This is a genomic window from Thioalkalivibrio sp. K90mix, assembly GCF_000025545.1.
GTDB lineage: Bacteria > Pseudomonadota > Gammaproteobacteria > Ectothiorhodospirales > Ectothiorhodospiraceae > Thioalkalivibrio.
Map to the genome: position 1 here is coordinate 761,558 of NC_013889.1, position 24,239 is coordinate 785,796.

A 24,239-nucleotide genomic window follows, 5' to 3' on the forward strand; every position below is an offset into this window, starting at 1 on the left:
TTCAGATGGCTGAACAAGACAACTGGATCGACGCCCTGCGGGCGGAACTGGGCGACGCCCTGGAGACGGTCACCGAGGCCTATGACGAGGTCACCGTCGATATCCGGCCGCAAGCCTGGCGCGAGGCCGCCGAGAAACTGCGTGATGCGTTCGGCTTCGAGATGCTGATCGACCTGTGTGGGGTGGACTATCTCGAATACGGCCAGGACGAGTGGGGCACAGAGTCCGCGACGAACACGGGTTTCTCCCGCGGGGTCGAGCCGGCCACCTCCGGGCGATTCACCTTCGATGACGCCCCGGAAGACAGCCTCTGGGACGGGCCGCGCTTTACCGTGGCTGTGCAGCTGCTGTCGATCCAGCACAATCGCCGCCTGCGTATGCGCGCCTGGCTGGCGGATGACGAATTCCCCGAGGTCGAGTCGCTGGTGGAGGTCTGGGCCTCGGCCAACTGGTTCGAGCGCGAGGCCTTCGACCTGTTCGGGATCCTGTTCTCCGGACATCCGGACCTGCGCCGCATCCTCACCGACTACGGCTTTGTCGGCCACCCGTTCCGCAAGGACTTCCCGCTGATCGGCCATGTCGAGATGCGCTACGACGCCGAGCAGGCGCGCGTGGTGTACCAGCCGGTGACCATCGAGCCGCGCGTGCTGGTGCCCAAGGTGATCCGCGACGACCATCGCTACAGCGAGGGCGAGAAGCCGGGCGAAGGAGCCGAGAATGCCTGAGATTCGCAACTTCACCCTGAACTTCGGACCGCAGCATCCGTCCGCCCATGGCGTGCTGCGGCTGGTGCTGGAGATGGACGGCGAGGTGGTGCAGCGCGCCGACCCGCATATCGGTCTGCTGCACCGCGGCACCGAGAAGCTCGCCGAGAGCAAGCCGTACAACCAGTCGATCGGCTACATGGACCGCCTCGACTACGTGTCGATGATGGCCAACGAGCACGGCTATGTGCTCGCGATGGAAAAGCTGCTCCAGATCGAGGCCCCGCTGCGCGCGCAGTACATCCGGGTGATGTTCGACGAGATCACCCGCATCCTGAATCACCTGATGTGGCTGGGCGCACACGCGCTGGATATCGGTGCGATGGCGGTGTTCCTGTATGCCTTCCGCGAGCGCGAAGACCTGATGGACTGCTACGAGGCGGTCTCGGGGGCGCGCATGCACGCCACCTACTACCGTCCGGGCGGTGTTGCGCGCGACCTGCCGGGCACGATGCCGCAGTACCAGCCGTCTTCGTGGAAGTCGCAGGACGTCGTGGATGACCTGAACAGGATTCGTCAGGGCTCGCTGCTGGACTTCATCGAGGCCTTTACCGAACGCTTCCCGGGCTGCGTCGACGAGTACGAGACCCTGCTGACCGACAACCGTATCTGGAAACAGCGCACCGTGGGCATCGGCGTGGTCGATCCCGAACGCGCCATGCAGCTGGGCTTTACCGGCCCGATGCTGCGCGGCTCCGGCATCGAGTGGGACCTGCGCAAGAAGCAGCCCTACGAGGTCTATGACCGGCTTGATTTCGATATCCCCGTGGGCGTCAACGGCGACTGTTACGACCGCTACCTGGTACGCATCGAGGAAATGCGCCAGTCCAACCGCATTATTCGCCAGTGTGTGGACTGGCTGCGCCAGAACCCGGGCCCGGTGCTGCTGGAGGATCACAAGATCACCCCGCCCAAGCGCGAGGAGATGAAGGCCGACATGGAGGCCCTGATCCACCACTTCAAGCTGTTCACCGAGGGCATGTGCCTGCCGGAAGGCGAGGCCTATGCCGCGGTGGAGCATCCGAAGGGCGAGTTCGGGGTGTATCTGGTCTCGGATGGTTCCAACAAGCCCTATCGCCTGAAGGTCCGTCCACCGGGCTTTGTGCACCTGTCCGCGCTGGACGAGATGGCGCGCGGCCACATGCTGGCCGATGTGGTCGCCATCATCGGGACCCAGGACATCGTATTCGGGGAGATCGACCGCTGATGGCTGCCGAACAGAAAACCGTCGCCTTCCACAAGCCCGCCGGCAAGAAGGTGGAACTCAGCGACCACGAGCGCGAAGAGATCGACGCCTGGCTGGCGCGCTATCCCGAAGACCAGAAGCGCTCCGCGGTGCTCGGCGCCCTGCGTGCAGTGCAGCACGAGGACGGCTATCTCTCCACCGCCAAGATGGACGCGGTGGCCGAATACCTCGGCCTGCCGGCGATCGCGGTCTACGAGGTGGGCTCGTTCTATTCGATGTACGAGCTGGAGCCGGTCGGCAAGCACACCATCATGGTGTGCAACAACATCTCCTGCATGCTGCGCGGCTCGGAACAGATCATCGAGCACCTGGAGAACCGGCTCGGCATCAAGCTTGGCGAGAGCACGCCGGACGGCAAGTTCTACCTGAAGATGGAAGAGGAGTGCCTGGCAGCCTGCTGTGGTGCCCCGATGATGCAGGTGGATCACGTCTACTACGAGAATCTCACCCCCGAGAAGGTGGACGAGATTCTCGACGGTCTGGAGAAGTAGCATGGCCAACCAGATCTGCTTTGCGACCCGCTACCTGGACGATCCCGCCTCGCTCGAGACCTACAAGAGCGTTGGCGGCTACCAGGCGCTGGAGAAGGTCTACAAGGGCAAGATGGCCCCCGAGGACGTGATCGAGGAGGTCAAGACCTCCAACCTGCGCGGTCGCGGCGGGGCGGGATTCCCCACCGGGCTCAAGTGGTCGTTCATGCCGCGCAACACCCCCGGGCAGAAGTACATCGTGTGCAACTCGGACGAATCCGAGCCGGGCACCTGCAAGGACCGCGAGATCCTGATGTACAACCCGCATGCCCTGATCGAGGGCATGGCGATCGCCGGCTACGCGATCGGCGCGACGGTGGGCTACAACTACATGCGCGGCGAGTTCATGGACGAGGTGAACACGCGCTTTACGGCGGCCCTGAAAGAGGCCTACGACGCCGGTTATCTCGGCAAGGACATCTTCGGGTCCGGGGTCGATTTCGATCTCTACCCGTCGCTGGGTGCCGGGGCCTACATCTGCGGCGAGGAGACGGCGCTGCTGGAGTCCCTGGAGGGCAAGAAAGGCCAGCCGCGCTTCAAGCCGCCGTTTCCGGCCAACTACGGTCTGTACGGCAAGCCGACCACGATCAATAACACCGAGTCGCTGGCCTCGATCCCGGCCATCATCCGTAACGGCGGGCAGTGGTTCGCCGATCTGGGTGTACCCAAGTCCGGTGGCGAGAAGCTGTTCTCCGTCTCGGGCCATGTGAACAAGCCGGGGAACTACGAGATTCCGCTGGGCACGCCGTTCAAGGACCTCCTGGAGATGTCGGGTGGCGTACTGAACGGGCGCAAGCTGAAGGCCGTGATCCCCGGTGGCTCGTCGGTGCCGGTGGTCCCGGGCGACGTGATGCTGAAGGCCAACATGGACTTCGACTCCATCGCCCAGGCCGGGTCCATGCTGGGCTCCGGCGCGGTGATCGTGATGGACGAGACCGCCGACATGGTCAAGGCCCTGCAGCGCATCTCGCGGTTCTACTTCTCCGAGTCCTGCGGGCAGTGCACGCCCTGCCGCGAGGGGACCGGCTGGCTCTACCGCATGCTGACCCGCATCGTGGAAGGGCAGGGCCGTCCCGAGGATCTGGAACGCCTGGACGACGTGGCCAGCAAGATCGAGGGGCACACCATCTGCGCCCTGGGTGATGCCGCCGCGATGCCGGTGCGCAGCTTCATCAAGCACTTCCGCCACGAATTCGAATACTACATCCAGCACGGTCGGAGCCCGGTGGCAGACGCCGCCTGACGCCCCCCGCGCATCCGCAGCAGGAATCGAGCATGAGTCAGGATCAGAAGCAGGATCTGGTCAGCATCGAGATTGACGGCCGCACGATCGAGGCGCCCAAGGGCGCGATGTTGATCGACGTGGCGGACGATGCCGATATCCGCATTCCGCGGTTTTGCTACCACAAGAAGCTGTCGGTGGCGGCGAACTGCCGTATGTGCCTGGTCGAGGTCGAGAAGGCGCCCAAGCCGCTGCCCGCCTGCGCGACCCCGGTCATGGACGGGATGAAGGTCTACACCCAGTCTCCGCTGGCGCTGCGCGCGCAGAAGGGGACCATGGAGTTCCTGCTGATCAACCACCCGCTGGACTGCCCGATCTGTGACCAGGGTGGCGAGTGCGAGCTGCAGGACGTGGCCATGGGCTACGGCGACAGTGTCTCCAAGTACACCGAAGCCAAGCGCGTGGTGAAGGACAAGGATATCGGTCCGCTGATCGAGACCGAGATGACCCGCTGTATCCACTGCACCCGCTGCGTGCGCTTCGGCGAGGAGATCGCCGGCGTGCGTGAACTGGGCGCGACCGGGCGCGGCGAGCATATGCGCATCGGCACCTATGTCGAGAAGACTGTGGCCCACGAGCTGTCGGGCAACGTGATCGACCTGTGCCCGGTGGGCGCACTGACCGCCAAGCCGTCGCGCTACACCGCGCGCGCCTGGGAGCTGTCGCAGGCCGCGACCATCGCCCCGCACGACGCGGTCGGTTCCAACCTCCACCTGCATACCCACGATGGGCGCGCGATGCGCGTGGTGCCGCGTGACAACGAGGCAGTCAACGAGACCTGGATCTCCGACCGCGACCGCTTCAGCTACACCGGCCTGTACGCCGAGGACCGCCTGACTCGCCCGCGCATGAAGGTGGATGGCCGGTGGCAGGATGTCTCCTGGGAGACGGCGCTGAGCTATGCGGTCGAGGGGCTGAAGGAGACCGCCCCCGAGCGGATCGGCGCGCTGCTGTCGCCGTCGCTGTCGGTGGAAGAGCACTACCTGGCGCAGAAGGTCCTGCGCGGCATGGGCGTCACCGACATCGATCACCGGCTCGATCAGGTGGACTTCTCCGACGAGGCGGCCGCGCCGCTGTTCCCGTACCTGGGCGCGGCCATCGGCGACCTGGATACGGCCGATGCCGTGCTGCTCGTGGGCTGCAATCCGCGCCGCGAACAGCCGCTGCTCGCCCACCGTCTGCGCAAGGCGGCCTCGCGCGGCGCGCGGGTCAGCCTGATCAACGACATGCTGCTGGACCTGACTTATCCCGTGCAGGCCCAGCTGGTCGGCCACGAGCGCGATCAGGTGATGGCCCTGGCGGGCGTGGCCGGGCAACTGGCCGCTGCCGGCAAGTCGCTGCCCAAGAAGCTGGAAAAAATCGTCAAGGCCGCCGAGGCCGATGACGCCGATGCACGCGCGGCGTTCGAACACATTGCCAAGTCGCTGCTGGGTGCCGAGCAGGGCCACGTCCTGCTGGGCCAGGTCGCGATCCATGGGCCGGCCTTTGCGACCCTGCGGGCCCTGGCCGGCTGGATCGCCAAGCACACCGGTGCCCGTCTCGGGTACCTGCCGGCCGGTGCCAGTGCCGCGGGTGCCTGGCTCGCCGGCGTGCTGCCGCACCGCGGCCCGGCCGGGGCCGAGGTCGAGGCCGCCGGCCGGAACGCCGCCGAGATGCTGGCCGAGGGCCGGGACGCCTTCGTGGTCGCCGGCATCGAGCCTGGGCGTGACGGGGCCGATCCGGTTGCCTTGCGCGCCGCGCTGGAGAAGGCTGGCTTCGTAGTGGCGCTGAGCGCCTATGCCAATGCCGATCTGGAAGCCGTGGCCGATGTACTGCTACCGGTCGCCACCAGCTTCGAGAATTCCGGGACCTTCGTGAACGCCGAGGGTCGCTGGCAGAGTTACCGTGCCGCTGCCCGCGCGCCGGAAGACGTGCGTCCCGGCTGGAAGGTCTGGCGCGTGCTGGGCAACCTGCTGGAACAGCGCGGCATGGACTACCTCGATTCGCGCGCGGTGCGCGACGAACTGAAGGGGCTGCTGGCGGATGCCAATTTCGATACCGCGGTCAACATGAACAAGGTGCAGATTTCCATTCCGGAGCCGGCGCAGGGCGACCTGTATCGCGTGCAGGCGGCCGGGCTCTATAGCACGGATGCCATCGTGCGCCGCGCCGAGCCGCTCCAGAGCAGCCCCGAGGGCCAGCTGGCCGAGTGCGTCATCGTGCATCCCGAGTCCGCGGGCGGGCTTGACACCGGGTCGCGCGTGAAGCTGCGCCAGGCCGGCGCCGAGACCGAGCTGACCCTGATCCTGGACGACGCCGTGCCGGTGGGCCTGGCGGTGACCTTTGCGGGCTCGACGGCCATGGGCCGGTTGGGCGCCCCGAACGCCACGGTCACGCTCGCGCGTGCCTGAGGGAACGTAAGACATGTTCGACTGGATGATGAACTTCTACAGCAGCCTGCCGACGGTGATGCAGATCCTGATCGGCATTCAGCTGATCGTGATCCCGCTGATGCTGGCCGTGGCCTACACGACCTTCGCCGAGCGCAAGGTGATCGGCTATGCGCATGTGCGCGTCGGGCCGAACCGGGTCGGGCCGCGCGGATGGCTGCAGCCGATCGCGGATGCGCTGAAGCTGCTGACCAAAGAGGTCATCCTCCCGACCAATGCCAACCGCTTCCTGTTCCTGAGTGCCCCGGTGCTGACCATCGCCCCGGCGCTGGCCGCCTGGGCGGTAATCCCGTTCTTCGAGGGCGGGGCGCTGGCCGATGTGAACGCCGGTCTGCTGTACCTGCTGGCACTCACCTCGCTGGGTGTGTACGGGATCATCATCGCTGGCTGGGCATCGAACTCGAAGTACGCGCTGCTGGGCTCGTTGCGTTCGGCCGCGCAGCTGGTCTCCTACGAAATCGCGATGGGCTTTGCCCTGGTAGGCGTGCTGATGGCCGCGGGCACGCTGAACGTGGGCGGGATCATCGAGGCGCAGTCGGGCAGCATGTACCACTGGTTCCTGCTGCCGCTGTTGCCGCTGTTCTTTGTGTATTTCATCTCCGGGATTGCCGAAACCAACCGCGCGCCGTTCGACGTGGCCGAGGGCGAGTCCGAGATCGTCGCTGGTTTCCACGTCGAGTACTCGGGCATGGCGTTCGCCGTGTTCTTCCTGGCCGAGTACGCGAACATGATCCTGATCTCGGCCCTGACCGCGATCCTGTTCCTCGGCGGCTGGTTGTCGCCGTTCCAGGGCATCCTGCCGCAGGCGGCCTTTGACCTGCCGGTCATCGGTGCGTTGCTGGACCACGGCATCCACTGGTTCCTGTTCAAGACGGCGGTGTTCCTGTTCGCCTTCTTGTGGTTCCGCGCCACCTTCCCGCGCTATCGCTATGACCAGATCATGCGTCTGGGCTGGAAGGTGCTGATCCCGGTGACCATCCTCTGGCTGTTTGTCGAGGGCGTGCTGGTCGCGTTCAACGTCGGCCCGTGGTTCGCCTGAGGAGTTCGTGATGAAAGCGTTGCGCCGTTATCTGAAGAGTTTTCTGTTCTTTGAGCTGCTGCTGGGGCTGCGCCTGACGGGGCGCTACCTGCTAAGCCGAAAGTTCACCGTGCAGTATCCGGACGAGAAGACCCCGATGTCGCCGCGCTTCCGTGGCCTGCATGCGCTGCGTCGCTACCCGAACGGCGAGGAGCGCTGCATCGCCTGCAAACTGTGTGAGGCGGTCTGCCCGGCGCTGGCGATTACGATCGATTCCGAGGAGCGCGCGGACGGTACGCGCCGCACCACGCGCTACGACATCGACCTGTTCAAGTGCATCTTCTGCGGCTTCTGCGAAGAGGCCTGCCCGGTCGATTCCATCGTCGAGACGCACATCTTCGAGTACCACTTCGAAAACCGGGGCGAGCAGATCATGACCAAGGACAAGCTCCTGGCCATTGGTGACCGCTTCGAGAAAGAGATCGCCGAGGCCCGCGCGATCGACGCCCCGTACCGGTAACGCAGGGAACGCCCCATGACCTTCGAGTTGATCCTTTTCTATCTCTTCGGCGCGATCCTGCTGGGCGGCGCCCTGGCGATGATCAGTGTGCGCAACCCGGTGCACGCGGCCCTGTTTCTGGTGCTGTGCTTTGTCGCGGCGGCCGCGGTCTGGCTGCTGGCCGAGGCCGAGTTCCTCGGCATCGTGCTGGTGCTCGTCTACGTGGGGGCGGTGATGGTGCTGTTCCTGTTCGTGGTGATGATGCTCGACATCAATCTGGCCAAGCTGCGCGAGGGGTTCACCGAATACCTGCCGGTGGGGATTGTGGTCGCGGTCGCGATGGCCACCGTGCTGGTGGCCGTGATCACCCGCTACATCACGATGGATGTGCCGGAGCGTGCGGGGCCGGAATATGCCAACACCGAGGCCCTGGGCGCGATCCTCTACACCGAATATGTCTATCCGTTCGAGATCGCGGCGGTGATCCTGCTGGTGGCGATCATCGCGGCGATCTCGCTGACCATGCGCAAGCGTCCGGACAACAAGTCGATTGACCCGGGCCAGCAGATGGCGGTGTCGCGCGAAGGCCGGGTACGCATGGTCTCCATGGCCTCCGAGAAGAAGAAGTCACCGCGTCGTGGTGCCCAGGGCGGCGATGCGGATGGGCAGCAGGACGACCCGTCGAAATAGCAATCCGGAAATAGGCAAACCGAGTAACTAGGCATTCCGGCCAGAGGTCGGGACCCGGACACCGGGGGCGGGTGCGCCCCCGAAAGAACTCAGGGCTAGAACATGATTACGCTAGAGCACTACCTGGTGCTGGCCGCGCTGTTGTTTTCGATCAGTGTGGCCGGGATCTTCCTGAACCGGAAAAACGTGATCGTGCTGTTGATGTGCATCGAGCTGATGCTGCTCGCGGTGAACATCAATTTCATTGCCTTTTCGTTCTTCCTTCAGGACCTCGCGGGCCAAGTGTTCGTGTTCTTCATCCTGACCGTCGCCGCGGCCGAGGCGGCCATCGGCCTCGCCATCCTGGTGTTGCTGTTCCGTAATCGCGGAACCATCAACGTCCAGGATCTGGACGCAATGAAGGGATAACGGGCCATGGATACGATCTATCTACTTATCGTCCTGGCGCCGCTGTTCGGCGCGATCATCGCCGGCCTGTTCGGGCGTCAGATCGGCCGTACCGGGGCGCACAGCGTCACCATCCTCGGGGTGGCGGTCTCGTTCATCCTGTCGGTGGTGGTCTTCTGGGCCCACGTCTTCGGTGATGCCGGGGTCTACAACGAGACCGTCTATACCTGGATGGTCTCCGACGGCATCCAGTTCGAGGTCGGGTTCCTGGTCGACAACCTGACCGCGATGATGATGCTGGTCGTCACCTTCGTCTCGCTGATGGTGCACATCTACACCATTGGCTACATGCAGGACGACCCCGGCTACCAGCGTTTCTTCGCCTACATCTCGCTGTTCACCTTCTCGATGCTGATGCTGGTGATGGCGAACAACTTCATGCAGTTGTTCTTTGGCTGGGAGGCCGTCGGCCTGGTCTCCTACCTGCTGATCGGCTTCTGGTACAAGCGCCCGACCGCGATCTACGCGAACATGAAGGCGTTCATCGTCAACCGGGTGGGAGACTTCGGGTTCCTGATCGGGATCGCCGCGCTGGTGTTCTACACCGGCAGCCTGAACTACGCCGATGTGTTCGCCGAAGGTCAGTCGATGAGCGAGGCGACCATAACCATCTGGCCGGGCTGGACCTTCGGCCTGCTGGATCTCGCGCTGATCTTCCTGTTCATTGGCGCGATGGGCAAATCTGCCCAGGTGCCGCTGCATGTCTGGCTGCCGGATTCGATGGAGGGCCCGACCCCGATCTCCGCACTGATCCACGCGGCGACCATGGTGACCGCGGGTATCTTCATGGTGGCGCGCATGTCGCCGCTGTACGAGTTCTCGGTCCCGGCGCTGTCGTTCATCCTGATCATCGGGGCGATCACCGCGTTCTTCATGGGCCTGATCGGCCTGGTGCAGAACGACATCAAGCGAGTGGTGGCGTACTCCACGCTGTCGCAGCTGGGCTACATGACCGTGGCCCTGGGCGCCTCGGCCTACGCCGCCGGCCTGTTCCACCTGATGACGCACGCCTTCTTCAAGGCGCTGCTGTTCCTGGCCGCGGGCTCGGTGATCATCGCGATGCACCATTTGCAGGATATGCGCGCGATGGGTGGCTTGCGCCGGCACATGCCGATCACCTATGCGACCGCGCTGATCGGCTCGCTGGCGCTGATCGGTTTCCCGTTCTTCTCCGGGTTTTTCTCCAAGGACGCGATCATCGAGGCGGTCGGCTACTCCGAGATCCCGGGGGCGACGTTTGCCTACTGGCTGGTGCTGGCGGGCGTATTCGTGACCGCCCTGTACACGTTCCGCATGTTCTTCCTCGTCTTCCACGGCGAGGAACGCTACGACCAGGCGCACAAGTACATGCCGGATCACGGTGACGACCACGACGACGATCACCATCACGACCACGGCCCGCTGCAGCCCAAGGAATCACCGTGGGTGGTGACGGTGCCCTTGATCCTGCTGGCGATCCCGTCGGTGGTGGCCGGCTACTTCATTGGCCCGATGCTGTTTGGGGACTTCTTCGCCGACAGCCTGTTTGTGCTGCCGGAGCAGGACGTGCTGGCGACCAAGGGCGAGACCTACACCGGGGTGATCGGCTTCGTGCTGCACGGCCTGATGCTGCCGGCGTTCTGGCTGGCGATGGCCGGCCTGGCGACGGCCTGGTACCTGTACATGAAGCGCCCGGAACTGCCTGCGGTGATCGCAGAACGCCTGAAGCTGGGTGTGCGCGTCCTTGAGGACAAGTACGGCTTCGACCGCTTCAACGACTGGTTCTTCGCAGGCGGGACCGTCCGTCTGGGCCGTGCGCTGTGGCGCTATGGTGATGCGCTGATCATCGACGGGCTGCTGGTCAATGGCACCGCGCGCTCGGTGGGCTGGATCTCGGCGCGCATCCGCCACATGCAGTCCGGCTTCCTCTACCACTACGCGTTCGTGATGATCATCGGCCTGCTGGTCCTGATGTTCGCCTTCGTGATCTGAGCGGCTTCGACACCCATGCGCTCGAAGCCCATCGCTGTTTCAAGGAACGACCATGTTTGCTGACTGGCCTATCTTGAGTCTGTTGATCTGGCTGCCGATTCTCGGCGGCTTCCTGGTGCTTGCCGCCGGGCGCGATGCGCCCCATGTGGCGCGGCGGCTCGGGCTCGCGGTGGCCGTCGCGACCTTTGTGGCCAGTCTGCCGCTGTGGTTCGCGTTCGAACGTGGCACCGCGGAGATGCAGTTCCAGGAACTGGCCTCGTGGATCCCCGCGTTCAACGTGAACTACCACCTGGGCGTGGACGGGATCTCCATGCCGCTGATCCTGCTGACCACGCTGATCACCGTAATCGTGATCATTGCCGCCTGGGAGTCGGTGAAGGATCGGATCGCCTACTACATGTCGGCGATGCTGGTGATGGAAGGCCTGATGATCGGCATGTTTGCGGCGATGGACGCGGTGCTGTTCTACGTGTTCTTCGAGGCGATGCTGATTCCGATGTTTCTGGTGATCGGGATCTGGGGCGGGCCGCGGCGCGTCTATGCGACCATCAAGTTCTTCCTCTATACCTTCCTGGGTTCGGTGTTCATGCTGGTCGCGCTGATCTGGATGTACATCCAGTCCGGCAGCTTCCTGATCCAGGACTTCCATGCCCTGCAGATCGGCATGACCGCGCAGATATTGATCTTCCTCGCCTTCTTCATGGCGTTCGCGGTGAAGATCCCGATGTTCCCGGTGCATACCTGGCTGCCGGATGCGCACGTCGAGGCGCCTACCGGCGGCTCGGTGATCCTGGCCGCGATCATGCTGAAGATCGGCGGCTACGGCTTCCTGCGCTTTTCGCTGCCGATTACCCCGGATGCCTCGGCGGTGCTGGATACGCTGATGATCGTGCTGTCGCTGATCGCGATCGTGTACATCGGCCTGGTGGCGCTGATCCAGAGCGACATGAAGAAGCTGATCGCCTATTCGTCGATCGCGCACATGGGTTTTGTGACCCTGGGCTTCTTCCTCGCGTTCTACATCTACCGCAATACCGGTGACTGGGAAGGCGCCTCGCTGGGTATCGCCGGCGGCATGGTGCAGATGATCTCGCACGGCTTTATCTCGGCGGCGATGTTCCTCGCGGTCGGCGTGCTGTACGACCGTCTGCACAGCCGGCAGATCTCGGACTACGGTGGTGTGGTGAACACCATGCCCTGGTTTGCCGCGTTCTTTGTGCTGTTCGCGATGGCGAACACTGGCCTGCCGGGCACCTCCGGCTTCGTCGGCGAGTTCATGGTCATCCTGGCGGCGTTCAAGGCGGACTTCTGGATTGCCTTCCTGGCCGCGACCACGCTGATCCTGGCCGCCGGCTACACCCTGTGGCTGGTCAAGCGCGTGATCTTCGGTGCGGTGGCCAACGACAACGTGGCTGGTCTGTCCGACATGAACCGCCGCGAGTTCTTCCTGATGGGCGTGCTGGCCTTCTTCACCCTGCTGCTGGGTGTGTGGCCGGCGCCGCTGCTGGATGTGATGAACGCGACCATCGACCACCTCGTGGCGCATATCGCGCACTCGAAGCTCTGAACGGACGCCTGACATGACTTTCGAGATCCCCAACTTCCTACCCGCCGTGCCCGAGATGTTCGTGCTCGGAATGGCGTGCCTGATCCTGGTGATCGACGCGTTCCTGCCGGATTCGCGGCGCGACATCACCTACGGCCTGGTGCAGGCGACCCTGGTCGCGGCCGCCGGTCTGACCCTGTGGATGATGGGTCCGGAGACGGTGCTGACCTTCTCGGACAGCTTCGTGAAGGATCCGATGGCGGACATCCTGAAGGTCGCGGTCTACGTGACCAGCTTCCTGGTGTTCCTGTATGCGCGTCCGTACCTGATGGAACGCGGGATCCACAAGGGCGAGTTCTACATCCTGGGCCTGTTCGCCGTGCTCGGGATGATGATCATGATCTCCGGGCATAACCTGCTGACGCTGTACCTGGGTCTGGAGCTGCTGTCGCTGTCGTCCTATGCGCTGGTTGCGTTCTGGCGCGACAACACCCGCGCGACCGAGGCGGCGATGAAGTACTTCGTGCTGGGCGCGCTGGCCTCCGGTCTGCTGCTCTACGGCATGTCCATGATCTACGGCATGACCGGCTCGCTGGATATCGCGGTCATTGCCGCCGAGCTGACGGCCGCGGACGAGAGCCTCAACATCCCGCTGGTCTTTGGTCTGGTGTTCCTGGTGGTCGCGATCGCGTTCAAGCTGGGGGCGGTGCCGTTCCACATGTGGGTGCCGGACGTCTACGACGGCGCCCCGACGGCGGTCACGCTATTCATCGCGACTGCGCCGAAGATCGCCGCGTTTGCCTTCCTGATGCGCCTGCTGGTGGAGGGCATGGGTCCGATGCATGCCGACTGGCAGGGCATGTTCGTGATCCTGGCCGTGCTGTCGCTGGCGGTGGGGAACGTGATCGCGATTGCGCAGACCAGCATCAAGCGCATGCTGGCCTACTCGACCATCGCCCATGTCGGCTTCGTGTTCATGGGCATCCTGGCCGGGACCGACAGCGGCTACGCCTCGGCGATGTTCTACGTGATCGTCTACGCGATCACCGCGGCCGGTGGCTTCGGCATGATCGTGTTCCTGTCGCGCAAGGGCTATGAGGCGGACCAGATCGATGACTTCAAGGGCCTGGCCAAGCGCAACCCGTGGTTCGCGTTCATCATGCTGCTGCTGCTGTTTTCGATGGCAGGTGTTCCGCCGACGGTCGGCTTCTACGCGAAGCTCGCGGTGATCCAGGCCGCGGTGGGTGCGGATCTGGTCTGGCTGGCGATTGTTGCCGTGATCTTCTCGATCATTGGCGCCTTCTACTACCTGCGCGTGGTCAAGATGATGTTCTTCGATGACCCGCAGGAAGACGCAAAGGAGCCGATTCAGCCTTCTGGCGCGCTTGCCGCCGCGCTCAGCATTAACGGGCTGGCAGTGCTGCTTCTTGGAATTTTTCCGGGCCTGCTGTTGTCTGTCACCCACTACGCAATCATGGGCTAAGTCGTGACACAGTGGATTCCGTTTGAAGTTCTGGTCTGGGGTTTTGTCGTTGTCGCCTTTATCTCGGCGAACCTGCCCTGGCTCACCGAGCGCATCGGCCTGATGGTGCCGCCGGCCAGTGGCGTGAAGGGTCCCTGGACCCGTATCTTCGAATGGGCCGGGCTTTATCTGCTGGTAGGCCTGATCGGAAAGGGCCTGGAGTTTCAGGCCACCGGCGGCATCCATACGCAGGGATGGGAGTTCTATGTGATCACCCTGTCGCTGTTCGCGGTCTTCGCGCTGCCCGGGTACATCTGGCGCTATGATCTCCGGCAGCACCTGCGGACTCGTGCACACCGCTCGCGGTAAGGGAATCGGCGCGGCTGCGCGAGGGGCCTCCGGGTCGGGAAAAATCTCGCGCTTTTCCTTGCAGGGCTCAACCCTCTTTGCTATAGTTTCGCGTCTCGGATGCGGGGTGGAGCAGTCTGGCAGCTCGTCGGGCTCATAACCCGAAGGTCGCAGGTTCAAATCCTGCCCCCGCTACCAATTTTCAGAGAGGCCCCATATGGGGCCTTTTTGTTAGGCAGGTCCGTTGTGACGGTCTTGCCGGGCTGCGCTCCCGCGCGCCAAGCAGTCAGTACGACTGGCTGCGGTCATCGCTGAGGTGTTCGAGGGGCGTTTATCGCCCTTTTTTTGTTTCCGGACCCCGGAAAGGGCCGGTTCGTCAATCGTTCCGAGTGGAGTCACGTGGCGGAAAAGCCCGAACAATTGAAGACACTGCTGGCCCCGGTGGTCGAGGGGCAGGGGTTTGTGTTCTGGGGGCTGGAGTACCACCCCGGTTCCAAGCCTGTGATGCTGCGCATCTACATCGACAGTCCGGAAGGGGTGACGGTGGATGACTGCGCGCTGGTGAGCGAACAGGCCGGTGCGGTGCTCGAGGTTGAACAGGCCCTGCGCGGCAATTACACCCTGGAGGTCTCCAGTCCGGGTATCGAGCGGCCGCTGTTCACGCCCGATCAGTACCGGGGCTATATCGGCCACCCGGTGAAGGTACGCCTGAGCTGGCCGGAACACGGGCGGCGGAACTACCGCGGCACGCTGATTGGCGTGGACGAGGAGATGATCGAAGTCGAGGTCGACGGCACGGGCTACGAGCTGCCGTTGAACGCTATCCACAATGCGCGGGTCCTGGAACAGCTGTAGGCCGGCGCGCGGTTTTTGTTGAATCGGCGGGTAACCGCCGAGGTGCGGAGAGACAAGAGATGAACAAGGAGATCCTGCTGGTCGCGGATGCCGTGGCGAACGAGAAGGGTGTCGACAAAGACATTATTTTCGATGCCCTGGAATCGGCATTGGCCATGGCGACCCGCAAGTACCATGGCGGCAAGATGGACGTGCGCGTGAGCATCGACCGTGAGGAAGGTGACTACGAGGCCTTCCGTCGCTGGACCGTGGTCGATGACGAGGACCCCGAGTTCGAGTCCCCGGAGTACCAGATCCTGCTCTCCTACGCGCAGCAGAAAAACCCCGATGCGCAGGTCGGTGACGTGATCGAGGAGCCGGTGGAGGCCGTGGATTTCGGCCGTATCGCCGCGCAGACTGCGAAGCAGGTGATCGTGCAGAAGGTGCGCGAGGCCGAGCGCGCCAAGGTGGTCGAGGAGTACCAGGACCGCGTGGGAACGCTGGTGATGGGTATCGTCAAGCGCACCGACCGCAACGGCACCTACGTCGATCTTGGCAACAACGCCGAGGCCCTGATCCCGCGCGAACACATGATCCCGCGCGAGACCGTGCGCACCAATGACCGCCTGCGCGGCTATCTCAAGGAGATCCGGCCCGACGCGCGTGGGCCGCAGTTGATCCTGAGCCGTAGCGCGCCGGAGTTCCTGATCGAACTGTTCAAGCTCGAGGTGCCGGAGGTCGGGCAGGAGATCATCGACATCATGGGGGCGGCGCGTGATCCGGGCCAGCGTGCGAAGATCGCGGTGCGCTCCAACGACCCGCGCCTGGACCCGGTCGGTGCCTGCGTCGGCATGCGCGGTTCGCGTGTGCAGTCGGTGTCCAACGAGTTGGCGGGCGAGCGCATCGACATCATCGTCTGGGACGAGAATCCGGCCCAGTTCGTGATCAACGCGATGTCCCCGGCCGAGGTCCTGTCGATCGTGGTCGACGAGGACAAGCAGTCGATGGACATCGCGGTCGAAGAAGACAAACTCTCCCTGGCCATCGGCCGCGGCGGGCAGAATATCCGCCTGGCCTCCCAGCTGACCGGCTGGGAGCTGAACGTGATGACCGAGGAACAGGCAGCCGAGAAGAGCGAGGCCGAGGCCCAGCAGCTGGTGACCTTCTTCATGGAGGCGCTGGATGTGGACGAGGAAGTGGCCGGCATCCTGGTGCAGGAAGGGTTCAGCACGCTGGACGAGGTGGCCTATGTCGACGAGGCCGAACTGCTGGCGATCGAGGAGTTCGACGAGGACATCGTGGCCGAGCTGCGCAACCGTGCCAGCGACGCCCTGCTGACCCGCGCGATCGCGGGCGGCGAAAACTACCAGCCTGCCGAGGATCTGCTGAGCATGGACGGTATGACCCAGGGCGTGGCCAACAAGCTGGCCTCGCATGGTGTCTGCACCATGGAAGACCTCGCGGAGCAGGCAGCCGACGACGTGGTCGAAATGACCGGATTGAGCACGGAAGAGGCGTCCGAGCTGATTATGACGGCGCGCGCCCCGTGGTTTGAAACCGGGGAATAACCCCCGGACGAAGAATCGCGAAGCCCGTGTGACAGGCCGTCGGCTGGCCTGAAAAGAATATGGAATGGAGGTAAGGCGCCATGGCGCAAATGACAGTGCAGCAATTCGCGGAATCGGTTGGGAAGCCGGTAGACCGCCTCATGGAGCAGCTCAAGGAGGCGGGCGTCGAGGTGGATGGCCCGGAAGCGGCCATCACCGATGCCGAGAAGCGCAAGCTGCTCGATCACCTCCGGCAGTCGCACGGGGAGAGTGAGGGCGGCCGGGTGACGCTCAAGCGCCGTGCCCAGGCTCAGACCCTGAAGGTGAGCTCGGGTCCCGGACGCTCCAAGACGGTGAATGTAGAGGTGCGCAAGAAGCGCACCATCAAGCGCAAGCCAGCCGAGGAAGCCGTCGAGGCCCCGCCCGAAGCCCCGCTCGAGGGCGAAGCCGCGCCGACCCCCGAGCCGAGCGCCGAACCGGCCCCGACTCCGAAGGAAGCCCCGGCCGAGCCGGTGGCCGAGGAGCCCAAGCCGGAGGAACCCGAGGTTGAGGAACCCGCCGCCCCGGAAGTCGAGGCTGCTGCGGAAGAACCGGTTGAGGCGGAGGCCAGCGAAGAGGCCGAAGCACCGGAACCCGAGGCTGAGCCCGAAGCCGAGCCCGAGCCGACCCCGGCCAAGCCGAAGCGCCCGCTGAGCCGGACCGAACAGTTGGCCTTGCAGGTCGAGGCCGAACGCGATGCCCAGCGCAAGGCGCTGGAGGCGCGCAAGCAGGAAGAGGTCGAGCGCGGCGAGCGCCAGAAACGCCGCCAGAAGGAACTGGAGGCCCAGGAGGCCAAGCGCGAGAAAGAAGAACAGGCACGCCTCGAGCGCGAGGCGGCCCAGCGTCAGGCCGCCGCCGAGGCCGAAGCGGGCAAGACCGCGGCCGGCGCGGGCAAAGGCCGCAAGACGCGCAAGGACGACCGCAAAGAGCTGCATGTCGCTGGGGATCGTCGTGGTCGGCGCAAGAAGGGCGAGGGCCGCAAGGCGCAGTCCGCCGCCGCGCAGGCCGTTGCCAGCAAACATGGTTTTGCCAAGCCGACCGCGCCGGTTGTCCGCGAGGTCGAGGTGCCGGAGACGATCACGGTCTCCGAACTGGCTCAGGCGATGGCGATCAAGGCGCCACAGCTGATCAAGGCCCTGATGGGTATGGGCGTGATGGCGACCATCAACCAGTCGATCGACCAGGACACCGCGATGCTGGTGGTCGAGGAGATGGGGCATACGCCGGTCGCCGCGAAGGAGACCTCGGTCGAGGACGAGATCGACACCGGTCTGGAGCAGACGGCCGAGGCCAAGCCGCGCCCGCCGGTCGTCACCGTGATGGGTCATGTCGACCACGGCAAGACCTCGCTGCTGGACTACATCCGCAAGGAGAAGGTCGCATCCGGCGAGGCCGGGGGTATTACTCAGCACATCGGTGCCTACCACGTCGACAACGGCCACGACGGCGTGACCTTCCTGGATACCCCGGGGCATGCTGCGTTTACCGCGATGCGTGCCCGTGGTGCCCAGTCCACCGACATCGTGATCCTCGTAGTGGCAGCGGATGACGGCGTGATGCCGCAGACGCTGGAGGCAATCCAGCACGCGAAAGCGGCAGGCGTCCCGATGGTGGTCGCGGTTAACAAGATCGACAAACCGGAGGCCGAACCCGAGCGCGTGATGAACGATCTCGCCCAGCACGAGGTGATCCCCGAGGCCTGGGGCGGAGATACGCAGTTCATCAATGTCTCTGCGCATACGGGCGAGGGCATCGACCAGTTGCTGGAGGCCCTGGGTCTGCAGGCCGAGGTGATGGAACTGAAGGCCCCGGACGAGGGCCCGGCCCGTGGCGTGGTGATCGAGTCGCGCCTGGACAAGGGGCGGGGCCCGGTGGCGACCATCCTGGTCCAGTCCGGCCGACTCAAGCATGGCGACATCCTGCTCTCGGGCAAGGAATACGGTCGCGTACGAGCGATGTTCGACGACACCGGCAAGTCGGTGAAGGAGATCGGCCCGTCCATGCCGGTCGAGGTCCTGGGTCTGTCCGGTGTACCGGAGGCCGGGGACGAGGTGCTGGTGGTTGCGGACGACAAGACCGCCCGCGAGGTCGCCGAGCACCGCGACGCCAAGCAGCGCGAGCGCAAGCTGGCCGCGCAACAGGCCGCCAAGCTGGAGAACATCTTCAACCAGATGCAGGAAGGCGAGATTGCGACCGTAAACATCCTGATCAAGGCGGATGTGCAAGGGTCGGCCGAGGCCCTGCGCGAGTCGCTGATCAAGCTGTCCACCGACGAGGTCCGCGTGAAGGTGGTCTCCGCCGGTGTCGGCGGGATCTCCGAGTCCGACCTCAATCTGGCGATGGCCTCCGAGGCGATCGTGATCGCGTTCAATGTGCGTGCCGATGCGGGTGCCAAGCGCCTGGCCGCCGAGAACGAGATCGACGTGCGCTACTACTCGGTGATCTACGAGGCGATCGACGATGTGAAGCAAGCGCTGTCGGGCCTGCTGTCGGCCGAGATCCGCGAAGAGGTCGTGGGCCTGGCCGAGGTGCGTGACGTGTTCAAGGCCTCCGGCTTTGGCCAGGTCGCCGGCTGTCTCGTGGTCGAGGGTGCGGTCAAGCGGGGCAACCCGATCCGCGTGCTGCGCGACAACGTGGTGATCTACGAGGGCGAGCTGGAGAGCCTGCGTCGCTTCAAGGACGATGTGAACGAGGTCAAGGCCGGTACCGAGTGCGGTATCGCGGTGAAGAACTACAACGACGTGAAGGCCGGTGACCAGATCGAGGTCTTCCAGCGCGTCGAGGTGGCTCGGAGCCTCTGATGCCCGGGAATCGCGACTTCCACCGTTCCGACCGGGTCGGGGATCAGATCCAGCGCGAGCTGGCGGAGCTGATCCGTCTGGAGGTCAAGGACCCGCGCGTGGGAATGATCACGCTGGCGGATGTCGAGGTCTCGCGGGATCTCGCCCATGCCAAGGTGTTTTTTACCCAACTGGGTGGCGAGGAGAAGGGCCGCGAGGCGCAGCAGGGGCTGAATCACGCGGCCGGGTTTTTGCGCCGTGCACTGGGTCAGCGCATGCGGCTGCGCAGCGTGCCCCAGCTGCGGTTTGTCTACGACGACACCCCGGAGCGTGGGGCTCGCATGTCCTCCCTGATCGATCAGGCCTTGGCCGAGGATCGTGCGCATCACGCCGACCCGGATGGGTCCGACAGCGGTGATCAGGGCGAGTCCGAGGACCCGAAGGACCCGGGCCGCGAGGCCTGATCCCGGCCGGTTCCCTTGATGGCGCGCGCACGTCGCGAGGTCGACGGTATTCTGCTGCTGGATAAGCCCCGCGGGCCGAGTTCTACCCAGGTCCTGGGGCGCGTGAAGTATCTGTTGCAGGCCAGGAAGGCCGGCCACACCGGGGCGCTGGACCCACGGGCGACCGGCCTTTTGCCACTGTGCTTCGGGCAGGCGACCAAGGTCTCGGGCTGGCTGTTGGACGCTGACAAGCACTATGTCGCCGAGGCGCAGCTGGGGGTCGAGACCGACAGCGCCGATCTCGATGGCGCGATCATCCGCGAGGCGCCGGTGCCGGCCATCGAGCCGGAGCGGCTGCGGGCGCTGGAACAGCAGTTCAGCGGGGCGCAGGAGCAGGTGCCGCCGATGGTCTCGGCCCTTAAGCACGATGGCCAGCGGCTCTATGAGTTGGCGCGCCGGGGCGTGGAGGTCGAGCGCCCCCCGCGGCCCGTGCAGATCCATGCCCTGTCCATCGAAGCCATCGCGCCCGAGCGGCTGCGTATCGACGTGCGCTGCAGCAAGGGCACCTATGTGCGTTCCCTGGTGGTCGACATCGGGCATGCACTGGGTTGCGGGGCGGCGGTCGACAGCCTGCGGCGCATCGGCCACGGCCCGTTCGAGGCCGCCGCGATGGTGACGATGGAGCAGGTGGAAGCCGCATTCGAGGCGGGGGGTGCGGCCGCGATCGAGGCCATGCTGCAGGCCCCGGAAACGGCACTGGGACACTGGCCTTCGGTGTCCCTCAATGCCCAGGCCAGCGCGGCCATGCGCCATGGTCACCCAGCGGATCCCGAGGCGATCGAATCCCGGACCCCGGGTACGGAAGGCGCGCCGGTCGAGGCCGAAAGCGGCTGGCCGCTGGTCCGGGTGTATGACGCCGAGGGTGGTTTTCTGGCGGTCGGTGCGCGCGAACCGGACGGCCGGGTGCGGCCACGCCGGCTGTTTGTCCCGGCCCCCTGAAGGGGCCGGGATTCTTCCTATTCAATGCCTTTGTGTCGTGCTAACATTGCGCGCCTATCGCCAGCGCCACTGGTCGATTAACGGTCAAGAAATCTCAGGAGTCAGGTTTTCATGTCGCTCACTACCGAAGAAAAATCGGCCATCGTCGAGAAGCACAAGCGCGATGCCAATGACACCGGTTCGCCGGAAGTACAGGTCGCGCTGCTGACGGCCCGCATCCAGCATCTGATGGGGCATTTCGAAAAGCACAAGCAGGATCACCACTCGCGTCGCGGGCTGCTGAAGATGGTCAGCCAGCGGCGCAAGCTGCTGACCTATCTCAAGCGCAATGACCAGGACCGCTATCAGGCCCTGGTTCAGGAGCTTGGCCTGCGCCGCTAAGGCAGGCACAACGGGCCCGCGCCACTGGTGCGGGCCCGTTCAGTTTCAGGGGCGGCCACGCAGGGGCGCTGGCCGGCCCATCGCAAGCAAGACCGATGCACGCATTACGGGAAACGGGATATAACGTGGCACACAAGAAGTCGTTCCAGTACGGAAACCATACCGTCACCTTCGAGACCGGTGACATCGCCCGCCAGGCCAGTGGCGCCGTCCTCGTCAACATGGCCGAGACCGTGGTCCTGGTGACCGCCGTCGCGCGCAAGGAGGCCGAGCCCGGTCGCGACTTCTTCCCGCTGACCGTGAACTATCAGGAACGGACTTACGCCGCCGGCAAGATCCCGGGTGGATTCTTCAAGCGCGAAGGGCGTCCGAACGAGAAGGAAACGCTGACCTCGCGCCTGATCGATCGTCCGATCCGCCCTCTGTTCCCCGAGGGTTTCAAGAACGAGACCCAGATCGTGGCCACGGTCATGTCGATCAACCCCGATGTCGATCCCGACATCCCCGCTCTGCTGGGCGCCTCGGCCGCACTGGCGCTGTCCGGTGTCCCGTTCGCGGGCCCGATCGGCGCCGCGCGCGTCGGCTATCGGGCCGGCGAGTACCTGCTGAACCCGACCTACAGCGCCCTGGAAGACTCCGATCTCGACCTGGTCGTGGCGGGCACCGAGCATGCCGTGCTGATGGTCGAATCGGAGGCCAGTGAACTCTCCGAGGAGGCGATGCTGGGGGCGGTGATGTTCGGCCACGAGCAGATGCAGGCCGCGATCCAGGCGATCAAGGAACTGGCGGCCGAGGCCGGCAAGCCGGCCTGGGACTGGCAGGCGCCGCCGTCCGAGGCGTCGCTGGAAGACCGCGTTAAGGAGGCCGTGGGCAGCGACCTCGTTGAGGCCTACCAGATCGCCGAGAAACAGGCGCGTACCCAGCGCATCAGCGAACTGCGCAGCCAGGCTGTCGAGGCGATCGCCAGCGAAGACGAGTCCGGGCCGAGCGCGGAAGACGTGAAGACGGCGTTCCACGATCTCGAGTACCGCCTGGTACGTGACCGCATTCTGGATGGTAACCCGCGTATCGACGGGCGCGACAACAAGACCGTACGCCCGATCAGCGTCCAGACCAGCGTGCTTCCGCGCACGCACGGCTCGGCGGTGTTTACCCGTGGCGAGACCCAGGCGCTGGTCGTGGCCACGTTGGGCACGGATCGCGATGCCCAGGTGATTGACGCGATCGAGGGTGAGCGGCGTGACCGTTTCATGTTGCATTACAATTTCCCGCCCTACTGCACGGGCGAGACCGGCTTCGTGGGCTCGCCCAAGCGCCGCGAGATCGGGCACGGGCGCCTGGCCAAGCGTGGCGTGGCGGCCGTGATGCCGAAGGCCGAAGAGTTCCCCTACGTGGTGCGCGTGGTCTCCGAGATCACCGAGTCCAATGGGTCCAGCTCCATGGCGTCCGTCTGCGGGACCTCGCTCGCGCTGATGGATGCGGGCGTTCCGCTGAAGGCCCCGGTCGCGGGGATCGCGATGGGCCTGATCAAGGAAGGCGACCGCTTCGCCGTGCTGTCGGACATCCTGGGCGACGAGGATCACCTCGGTGACATGGACTTCAAGGTGGCCGGCACGACCAACGGCGTGACCGCCCTTCAGATGGACATCAAGATCGACGGGATCACCCGCGAGATCATGGAGCAGGCGCTGGCGCAGGCGCGCGAGGGCCGGATGCACATCCTTGGCTGCATGAACGAAGTGCTGCCGAGCCACCGCGAGGAGATGTCTTCGCACGCGCCGCGCTTTATCACCATGAAGATCAACCCGGACAAGATCCGCGACGTGATCGGCAAGGGCGGGGCGACGATTCGTGCCCTGACCGAGGAGACCGGCGCGACGATCGACATCCAGGACGATGGCACGGTGAAGGTTGCCTCCACTGACCAGGCCGCGGGCCTCGAAGCCAAGCGCCGTATCGAGGAGCTGACTGCCGACATCGAGGTCGGCCGTCAGTACACCGGCAAGGTCGCGAAGATCATGGACTTCGGGGCGTTCGTCTCGATCCTGCCGGGTCGTGATGGCCTGGTGCACATCTCGCAGATCTCCGACGAGCGGGTGGAGAACGTGGCGGACTTCCTGTCCGAGGGCGACTCGGTCACCGTGAAGGTGCTGGAAGTAGACAAGCAGGGGCGCATCCGCCTGAGCATGAAAGCGGTCGAGTCCGAGGCCTGATCTGGGCTCCGTCACGCAGCGGGCACCCTCGGGTGCCCGGCTATCGGTATCCGGGACGTAACGGCATGGATCTGGTCAGTATCCGCAAGAGCTACAAGCGCTACGCCCGCCACTACGACGCTACCTTTGGGCGGGTATTCGCGACCGGTCGCGAGCGCGCGCAGGAGACCCTGGCGCCGCTGTCCGGCAAGCGCATACTCGAGGTGGGTGTAGGCACCGGGCTCTCGCTGCCGGACTATCCGGACGACTGTGAGATCGTCGGGATCGACGTCTCGCGCGAGATGCTGGATGTCGCACGGGGCCGTCTGAATGGCGGCCTGCCCGCGGTCTCCGGCCTGTGCGAGATGGACGCCGAGCAACTGGCGTTCGCCGACGGCAGCTTTGATGCGGTGGTGGCGATGTATGTCGCCACCGTGGTGCCCAACCCCGATCGGCTGTTTGCCGAGATGTGGCGCGTTTGCCGTCCGGGCGGGCAGATCCTGGTGATCAACCACTTCGCTTCAAGGCAGTGGCTGCTGCGCGGGTTCGAGCGCTGCCTGCGGCCGTTGTCGCGCGCGGTCGGCTTTCGACCGGACATGGAGTTCGAGGACTTCGTGAATGTGACCGGACAGGAACCGGCGATGGTGGCCCCGGCCAGCCTGTTCGGATACTGGAAGCAGGTGGAGTTCCGCAAGCCCGCGCACGTCTGATACGGGCGGTCTGGCCCGCGTGCATGCGGGCGCGAGTTTGCCTACACTACGCGCCGCACGCTGTGCCTGCCCGAAGCCCGCC

At 64.9% G+C, this 24,239-nt stretch carries 21 protein-coding genes and 1 tRNA gene; all 22 read left to right on the forward strand.

What is annotated here, in order from left to right; translation table 11 throughout:
- Positions 1 to 5: 5 nt before the first annotated feature.
- The 22 genes from TK90_RS03575 to TK90_RS03680 all read left to right on the forward strand — a co-directional run bounded on the left by TK90_RS03575 (position 6) and on the right by TK90_RS03680 (position 24,157).
- Positions 6 to 725: an NADH-quinone oxidoreductase subunit C gene (locus TK90_RS03575; protein ID WP_012982123.1), complete on the forward strand. Its 720-nt coding sequence runs from the start codon at positions 6 to 8 to the stop codon at positions 723 to 725.
- On the forward strand, positions 718 to 1,971 hold the full coding sequence (locus TK90_RS03580; protein ID WP_012982124.1) for an NADH-quinone oxidoreductase subunit D: 1,254 nt from the start codon (positions 718 to 720) through the stop codon (positions 1,969 to 1,971). The genes TK90_RS03575 and TK90_RS03580 overlap by 8 nt, the downstream gene beginning before the upstream one ends.
- Positions 1,971 to 2,501 carry an NAD(P)H-dependent oxidoreductase subunit E gene (nuoE, locus tag TK90_RS03585; RefSeq protein ID WP_012982125.1) on the forward strand — a complete coding sequence of 177 codons (531 nt, stop codon included), beginning with the start codon at positions 1,971 to 1,973 and terminating at the stop codon, positions 2,499 to 2,501. Before TK90_RS03580 ends, nuoE begins: the two co-directional genes overlap by 1 nt.
- 1 nt (position 2,502) lies before the next feature.
- Positions 2,503 to 3,783, forward strand: coding sequence for an NADH-quinone oxidoreductase subunit NuoF (nuoF, locus tag TK90_RS03590; protein ID WP_012982126.1), 1,281 nt, complete (start codon positions 2,503 to 2,505; stop codon positions 3,781 to 3,783).
- A gap of 32 nt (positions 3,784 to 3,815) precedes the next feature.
- Positions 3,816 to 6,212: an NADH-quinone oxidoreductase subunit NuoG gene (nuoG, locus tag TK90_RS03595; RefSeq protein ID WP_012982127.1), complete on the forward strand. Its 2,397-nt coding sequence runs from the start codon at positions 3,816 to 3,818 to the stop codon at positions 6,210 to 6,212.
- A gap of 13 nt (positions 6,213 to 6,225) precedes the next feature.
- A complete protein-coding gene (gene nuoH, locus TK90_RS03600; RefSeq protein WP_012982128.1) occupies positions 6,226 to 7,290 on the forward strand; it encodes an NADH-quinone oxidoreductase subunit NuoH in 1,065 nt (354 codons plus the stop codon).
- A 10-nt stretch (positions 7,291 to 7,300) separates the two neighbouring features.
- The gene (gene nuoI, locus TK90_RS03605; protein ID WP_012982129.1) at positions 7,301 to 7,789 is read left to right on the forward strand and encodes an NADH-quinone oxidoreductase subunit NuoI; all 489 of its coding nucleotides are present in this window, start codon (positions 7,301 to 7,303) and stop codon (positions 7,787 to 7,789) included.
- Positions 7,790 to 7,804: 15 nt separating this feature from the next.
- A complete protein-coding gene (locus TK90_RS03610; RefSeq protein WP_012982130.1) occupies positions 7,805 to 8,458 on the forward strand; it encodes an NADH-quinone oxidoreductase subunit J in 654 nt (217 codons plus the stop codon).
- Between the two features lie 102 nt (positions 8,459 to 8,560).
- Positions 8,561 to 8,866 carry an NADH-quinone oxidoreductase subunit NuoK gene (gene nuoK / locus TK90_RS03615; RefSeq protein WP_012982131.1) on the forward strand — a complete coding sequence of 102 codons (306 nt, stop codon included), beginning with the start codon at positions 8,561 to 8,563 and terminating at the stop codon, positions 8,864 to 8,866.
- Positions 8,867 to 8,872: 6 nt separating this feature from the next.
- Positions 8,873 to 10,876, forward strand: coding sequence for an NADH-quinone oxidoreductase subunit L (gene nuoL / locus TK90_RS03620; protein WP_012982132.1), 2,004 nt, complete (start codon positions 8,873 to 8,875; stop codon positions 10,874 to 10,876).
- Between the two features lie 52 nt (positions 10,877 to 10,928).
- Positions 10,929 to 12,443: an NADH-quinone oxidoreductase subunit M gene (locus TK90_RS03625; RefSeq protein WP_012982133.1), complete on the forward strand. Its 1,515-nt coding sequence runs from the start codon at positions 10,929 to 10,931 to the stop codon at positions 12,441 to 12,443.
- A gap of 13 nt (positions 12,444 to 12,456) precedes the next feature.
- Positions 12,457 to 13,905 carry an NADH-quinone oxidoreductase subunit NuoN gene (nuoN, locus tag TK90_RS03630; RefSeq protein WP_012982134.1) on the forward strand — a complete coding sequence of 483 codons (1,449 nt, stop codon included), beginning with the start codon at positions 12,457 to 12,459 and terminating at the stop codon, positions 13,903 to 13,905.
- A gap of 3 nt (positions 13,906 to 13,908) precedes the next feature.
- Positions 13,909 to 14,253 (forward strand): DUF2818 family protein, encoded by a 345-nt coding sequence (locus TK90_RS03635; protein ID WP_012982135.1) that lies wholly within the window; start codon positions 13,909 to 13,911, stop codon positions 14,251 to 14,253.
- Between the two features lie 100 nt (positions 14,254 to 14,353).
- Positions 14,354 to 14,430, forward strand: a tRNA-Met gene (locus TK90_RS03640).
- Positions 14,431 to 14,631: 201 nt separating this feature from the next.
- The gene (gene rimP, locus TK90_RS03645; RefSeq protein ID WP_012982136.1) at positions 14,632 to 15,087 is read left to right on the forward strand and encodes a ribosome maturation factor RimP; all 456 of its coding nucleotides are present in this window, start codon (positions 14,632 to 14,634) and stop codon (positions 15,085 to 15,087) included.
- Between the two features lie 59 nt (positions 15,088 to 15,146).
- Entirely contained in the window at positions 15,147 to 16,634 is a 1,488-nt protein-coding gene (gene nusA / locus TK90_RS03650) for a transcription termination factor NusA (RefSeq protein WP_012982137.1), read from the forward strand.
- Between the two features lie 80 nt (positions 16,635 to 16,714).
- Positions 16,715 to 19,453 (forward strand): translation initiation factor IF-2, encoded by a 2,739-nt coding sequence (gene infB / locus TK90_RS03655; protein ID WP_012982138.1) that lies wholly within the window; start codon positions 16,715 to 16,717, stop codon positions 19,451 to 19,453.
- Positions 19,453 to 19,896 (forward strand): 30S ribosome-binding factor RbfA, encoded by a 444-nt coding sequence (gene rbfA / locus TK90_RS03660; RefSeq protein WP_012982139.1) that lies wholly within the window; start codon positions 19,453 to 19,455, stop codon positions 19,894 to 19,896. Before infB ends, rbfA begins: the two co-directional genes overlap by 1 nt.
- Before the next feature lie 18 nt (positions 19,897 to 19,914).
- Positions 19,915 to 20,874, forward strand: a complete 960-nt coding sequence (gene truB / locus TK90_RS03665; protein WP_012982140.1) for a tRNA pseudouridine(55) synthase TruB — start codon at positions 19,915 to 19,917, stop codon at positions 20,872 to 20,874.
- Positions 20,875 to 20,985: 111 nt separating this feature from the next.
- Complete coding sequence (rpsO, locus tag TK90_RS03670) at positions 20,986 to 21,255, forward strand: 30S ribosomal protein S15 (protein ID WP_012982141.1); 270 nt, start codon at positions 20,986 to 20,988, stop codon at positions 21,253 to 21,255.
- A gap of 125 nt (positions 21,256 to 21,380) precedes the next feature.
- Positions 21,381 to 23,468, forward strand: coding sequence for a polyribonucleotide nucleotidyltransferase (gene pnp / locus TK90_RS03675; protein WP_012982142.1), 2,088 nt, complete (start codon positions 21,381 to 21,383; stop codon positions 23,466 to 23,468).
- 65 nt (positions 23,469 to 23,533) lie between these two features.
- Positions 23,534 to 24,157 carry a class I SAM-dependent methyltransferase gene (locus TK90_RS03680; RefSeq protein WP_012982143.1) on the forward strand — a complete coding sequence of 208 codons (624 nt, stop codon included), beginning with the start codon at positions 23,534 to 23,536 and terminating at the stop codon, positions 24,155 to 24,157.
- Positions 24,158 to 24,239: the final 82 nt, after the last annotated feature.

Excerpts from the sequence above, each read along its gene's own strand:
- TK90_RS03575 (WP_012982123.1), top strand. The coding sequence starts at position 6 with ATGGCTGAACAAGACAACTGGATCGACGCCCTGCGGGCGGAACTGGGC.
- TK90_RS03580 (WP_012982124.1), top strand. The coding sequence starts at position 718 with ATGCCTGAGATTCGCAACTTCACCCTGAACTTCGGACCGCAGCATCCG.
- nuoE (WP_012982125.1), top strand. The coding sequence starts at position 1,971 with ATGGCTGCCGAACAGAAAACCGTCGCCTTCCACAAGCCCGCCGGCAAG.
- nuoF (WP_012982126.1), top strand. The coding sequence starts at position 2,503 with ATGGCCAACCAGATCTGCTTTGCGACCCGCTACCTGGACGATCCCGCC.
- nuoG (WP_012982127.1), top strand. The coding sequence starts at position 3,816 with ATGAGTCAGGATCAGAAGCAGGATCTGGTCAGCATCGAGATTGACGGC.
- nuoH (WP_012982128.1), top strand. The coding sequence starts at position 6,226 with ATGTTCGACTGGATGATGAACTTCTACAGCAGCCTGCCGACGGTGATG.
- nuoI (WP_012982129.1), top strand. The coding sequence starts at position 7,301 with ATGAAAGCGTTGCGCCGTTATCTGAAGAGTTTTCTGTTCTTTGAGCTG.
- TK90_RS03610 (WP_012982130.1), top strand. The coding sequence starts at position 7,805 with ATGACCTTCGAGTTGATCCTTTTCTATCTCTTCGGCGCGATCCTGCTG.
- nuoK (WP_012982131.1), top strand. The coding sequence starts at position 8,561 with ATGATTACGCTAGAGCACTACCTGGTGCTGGCCGCGCTGTTGTTTTCG.
- nuoL (WP_012982132.1), top strand. The coding sequence starts at position 8,873 with ATGGATACGATCTATCTACTTATCGTCCTGGCGCCGCTGTTCGGCGCG.
- TK90_RS03625 (WP_012982133.1), top strand. The coding sequence starts at position 10,929 with ATGTTTGCTGACTGGCCTATCTTGAGTCTGTTGATCTGGCTGCCGATT.
- nuoN (WP_012982134.1), top strand. The coding sequence starts at position 12,457 with ATGACTTTCGAGATCCCCAACTTCCTACCCGCCGTGCCCGAGATGTTC.
- nusA (WP_012982137.1), top strand. The coding sequence starts at position 15,147 with ATGAACAAGGAGATCCTGCTGGTCGCGGATGCCGTGGCGAACGAGAAG.
- infB (WP_012982138.1), top strand. The coding sequence starts at position 16,715 with ATGGCGCAAATGACAGTGCAGCAATTCGCGGAATCGGTTGGGAAGCCG.
- rbfA (WP_012982139.1), top strand. The coding sequence starts at position 19,453 with ATGCCCGGGAATCGCGACTTCCACCGTTCCGACCGGGTCGGGGATCAG.
- truB (WP_012982140.1), top strand. The coding sequence starts at position 19,915 with ATGGCGCGCGCACGTCGCGAGGTCGACGGTATTCTGCTGCTGGATAAG.
- rpsO (WP_012982141.1), top strand. The coding sequence starts at position 20,986 with ATGTCGCTCACTACCGAAGAAAAATCGGCCATCGTCGAGAAGCACAAG.
- TK90_RS03680 (WP_012982143.1), top strand. The coding sequence starts at position 23,534 with ATGGATCTGGTCAGTATCCGCAAGAGCTACAAGCGCTACGCCCGCCAC.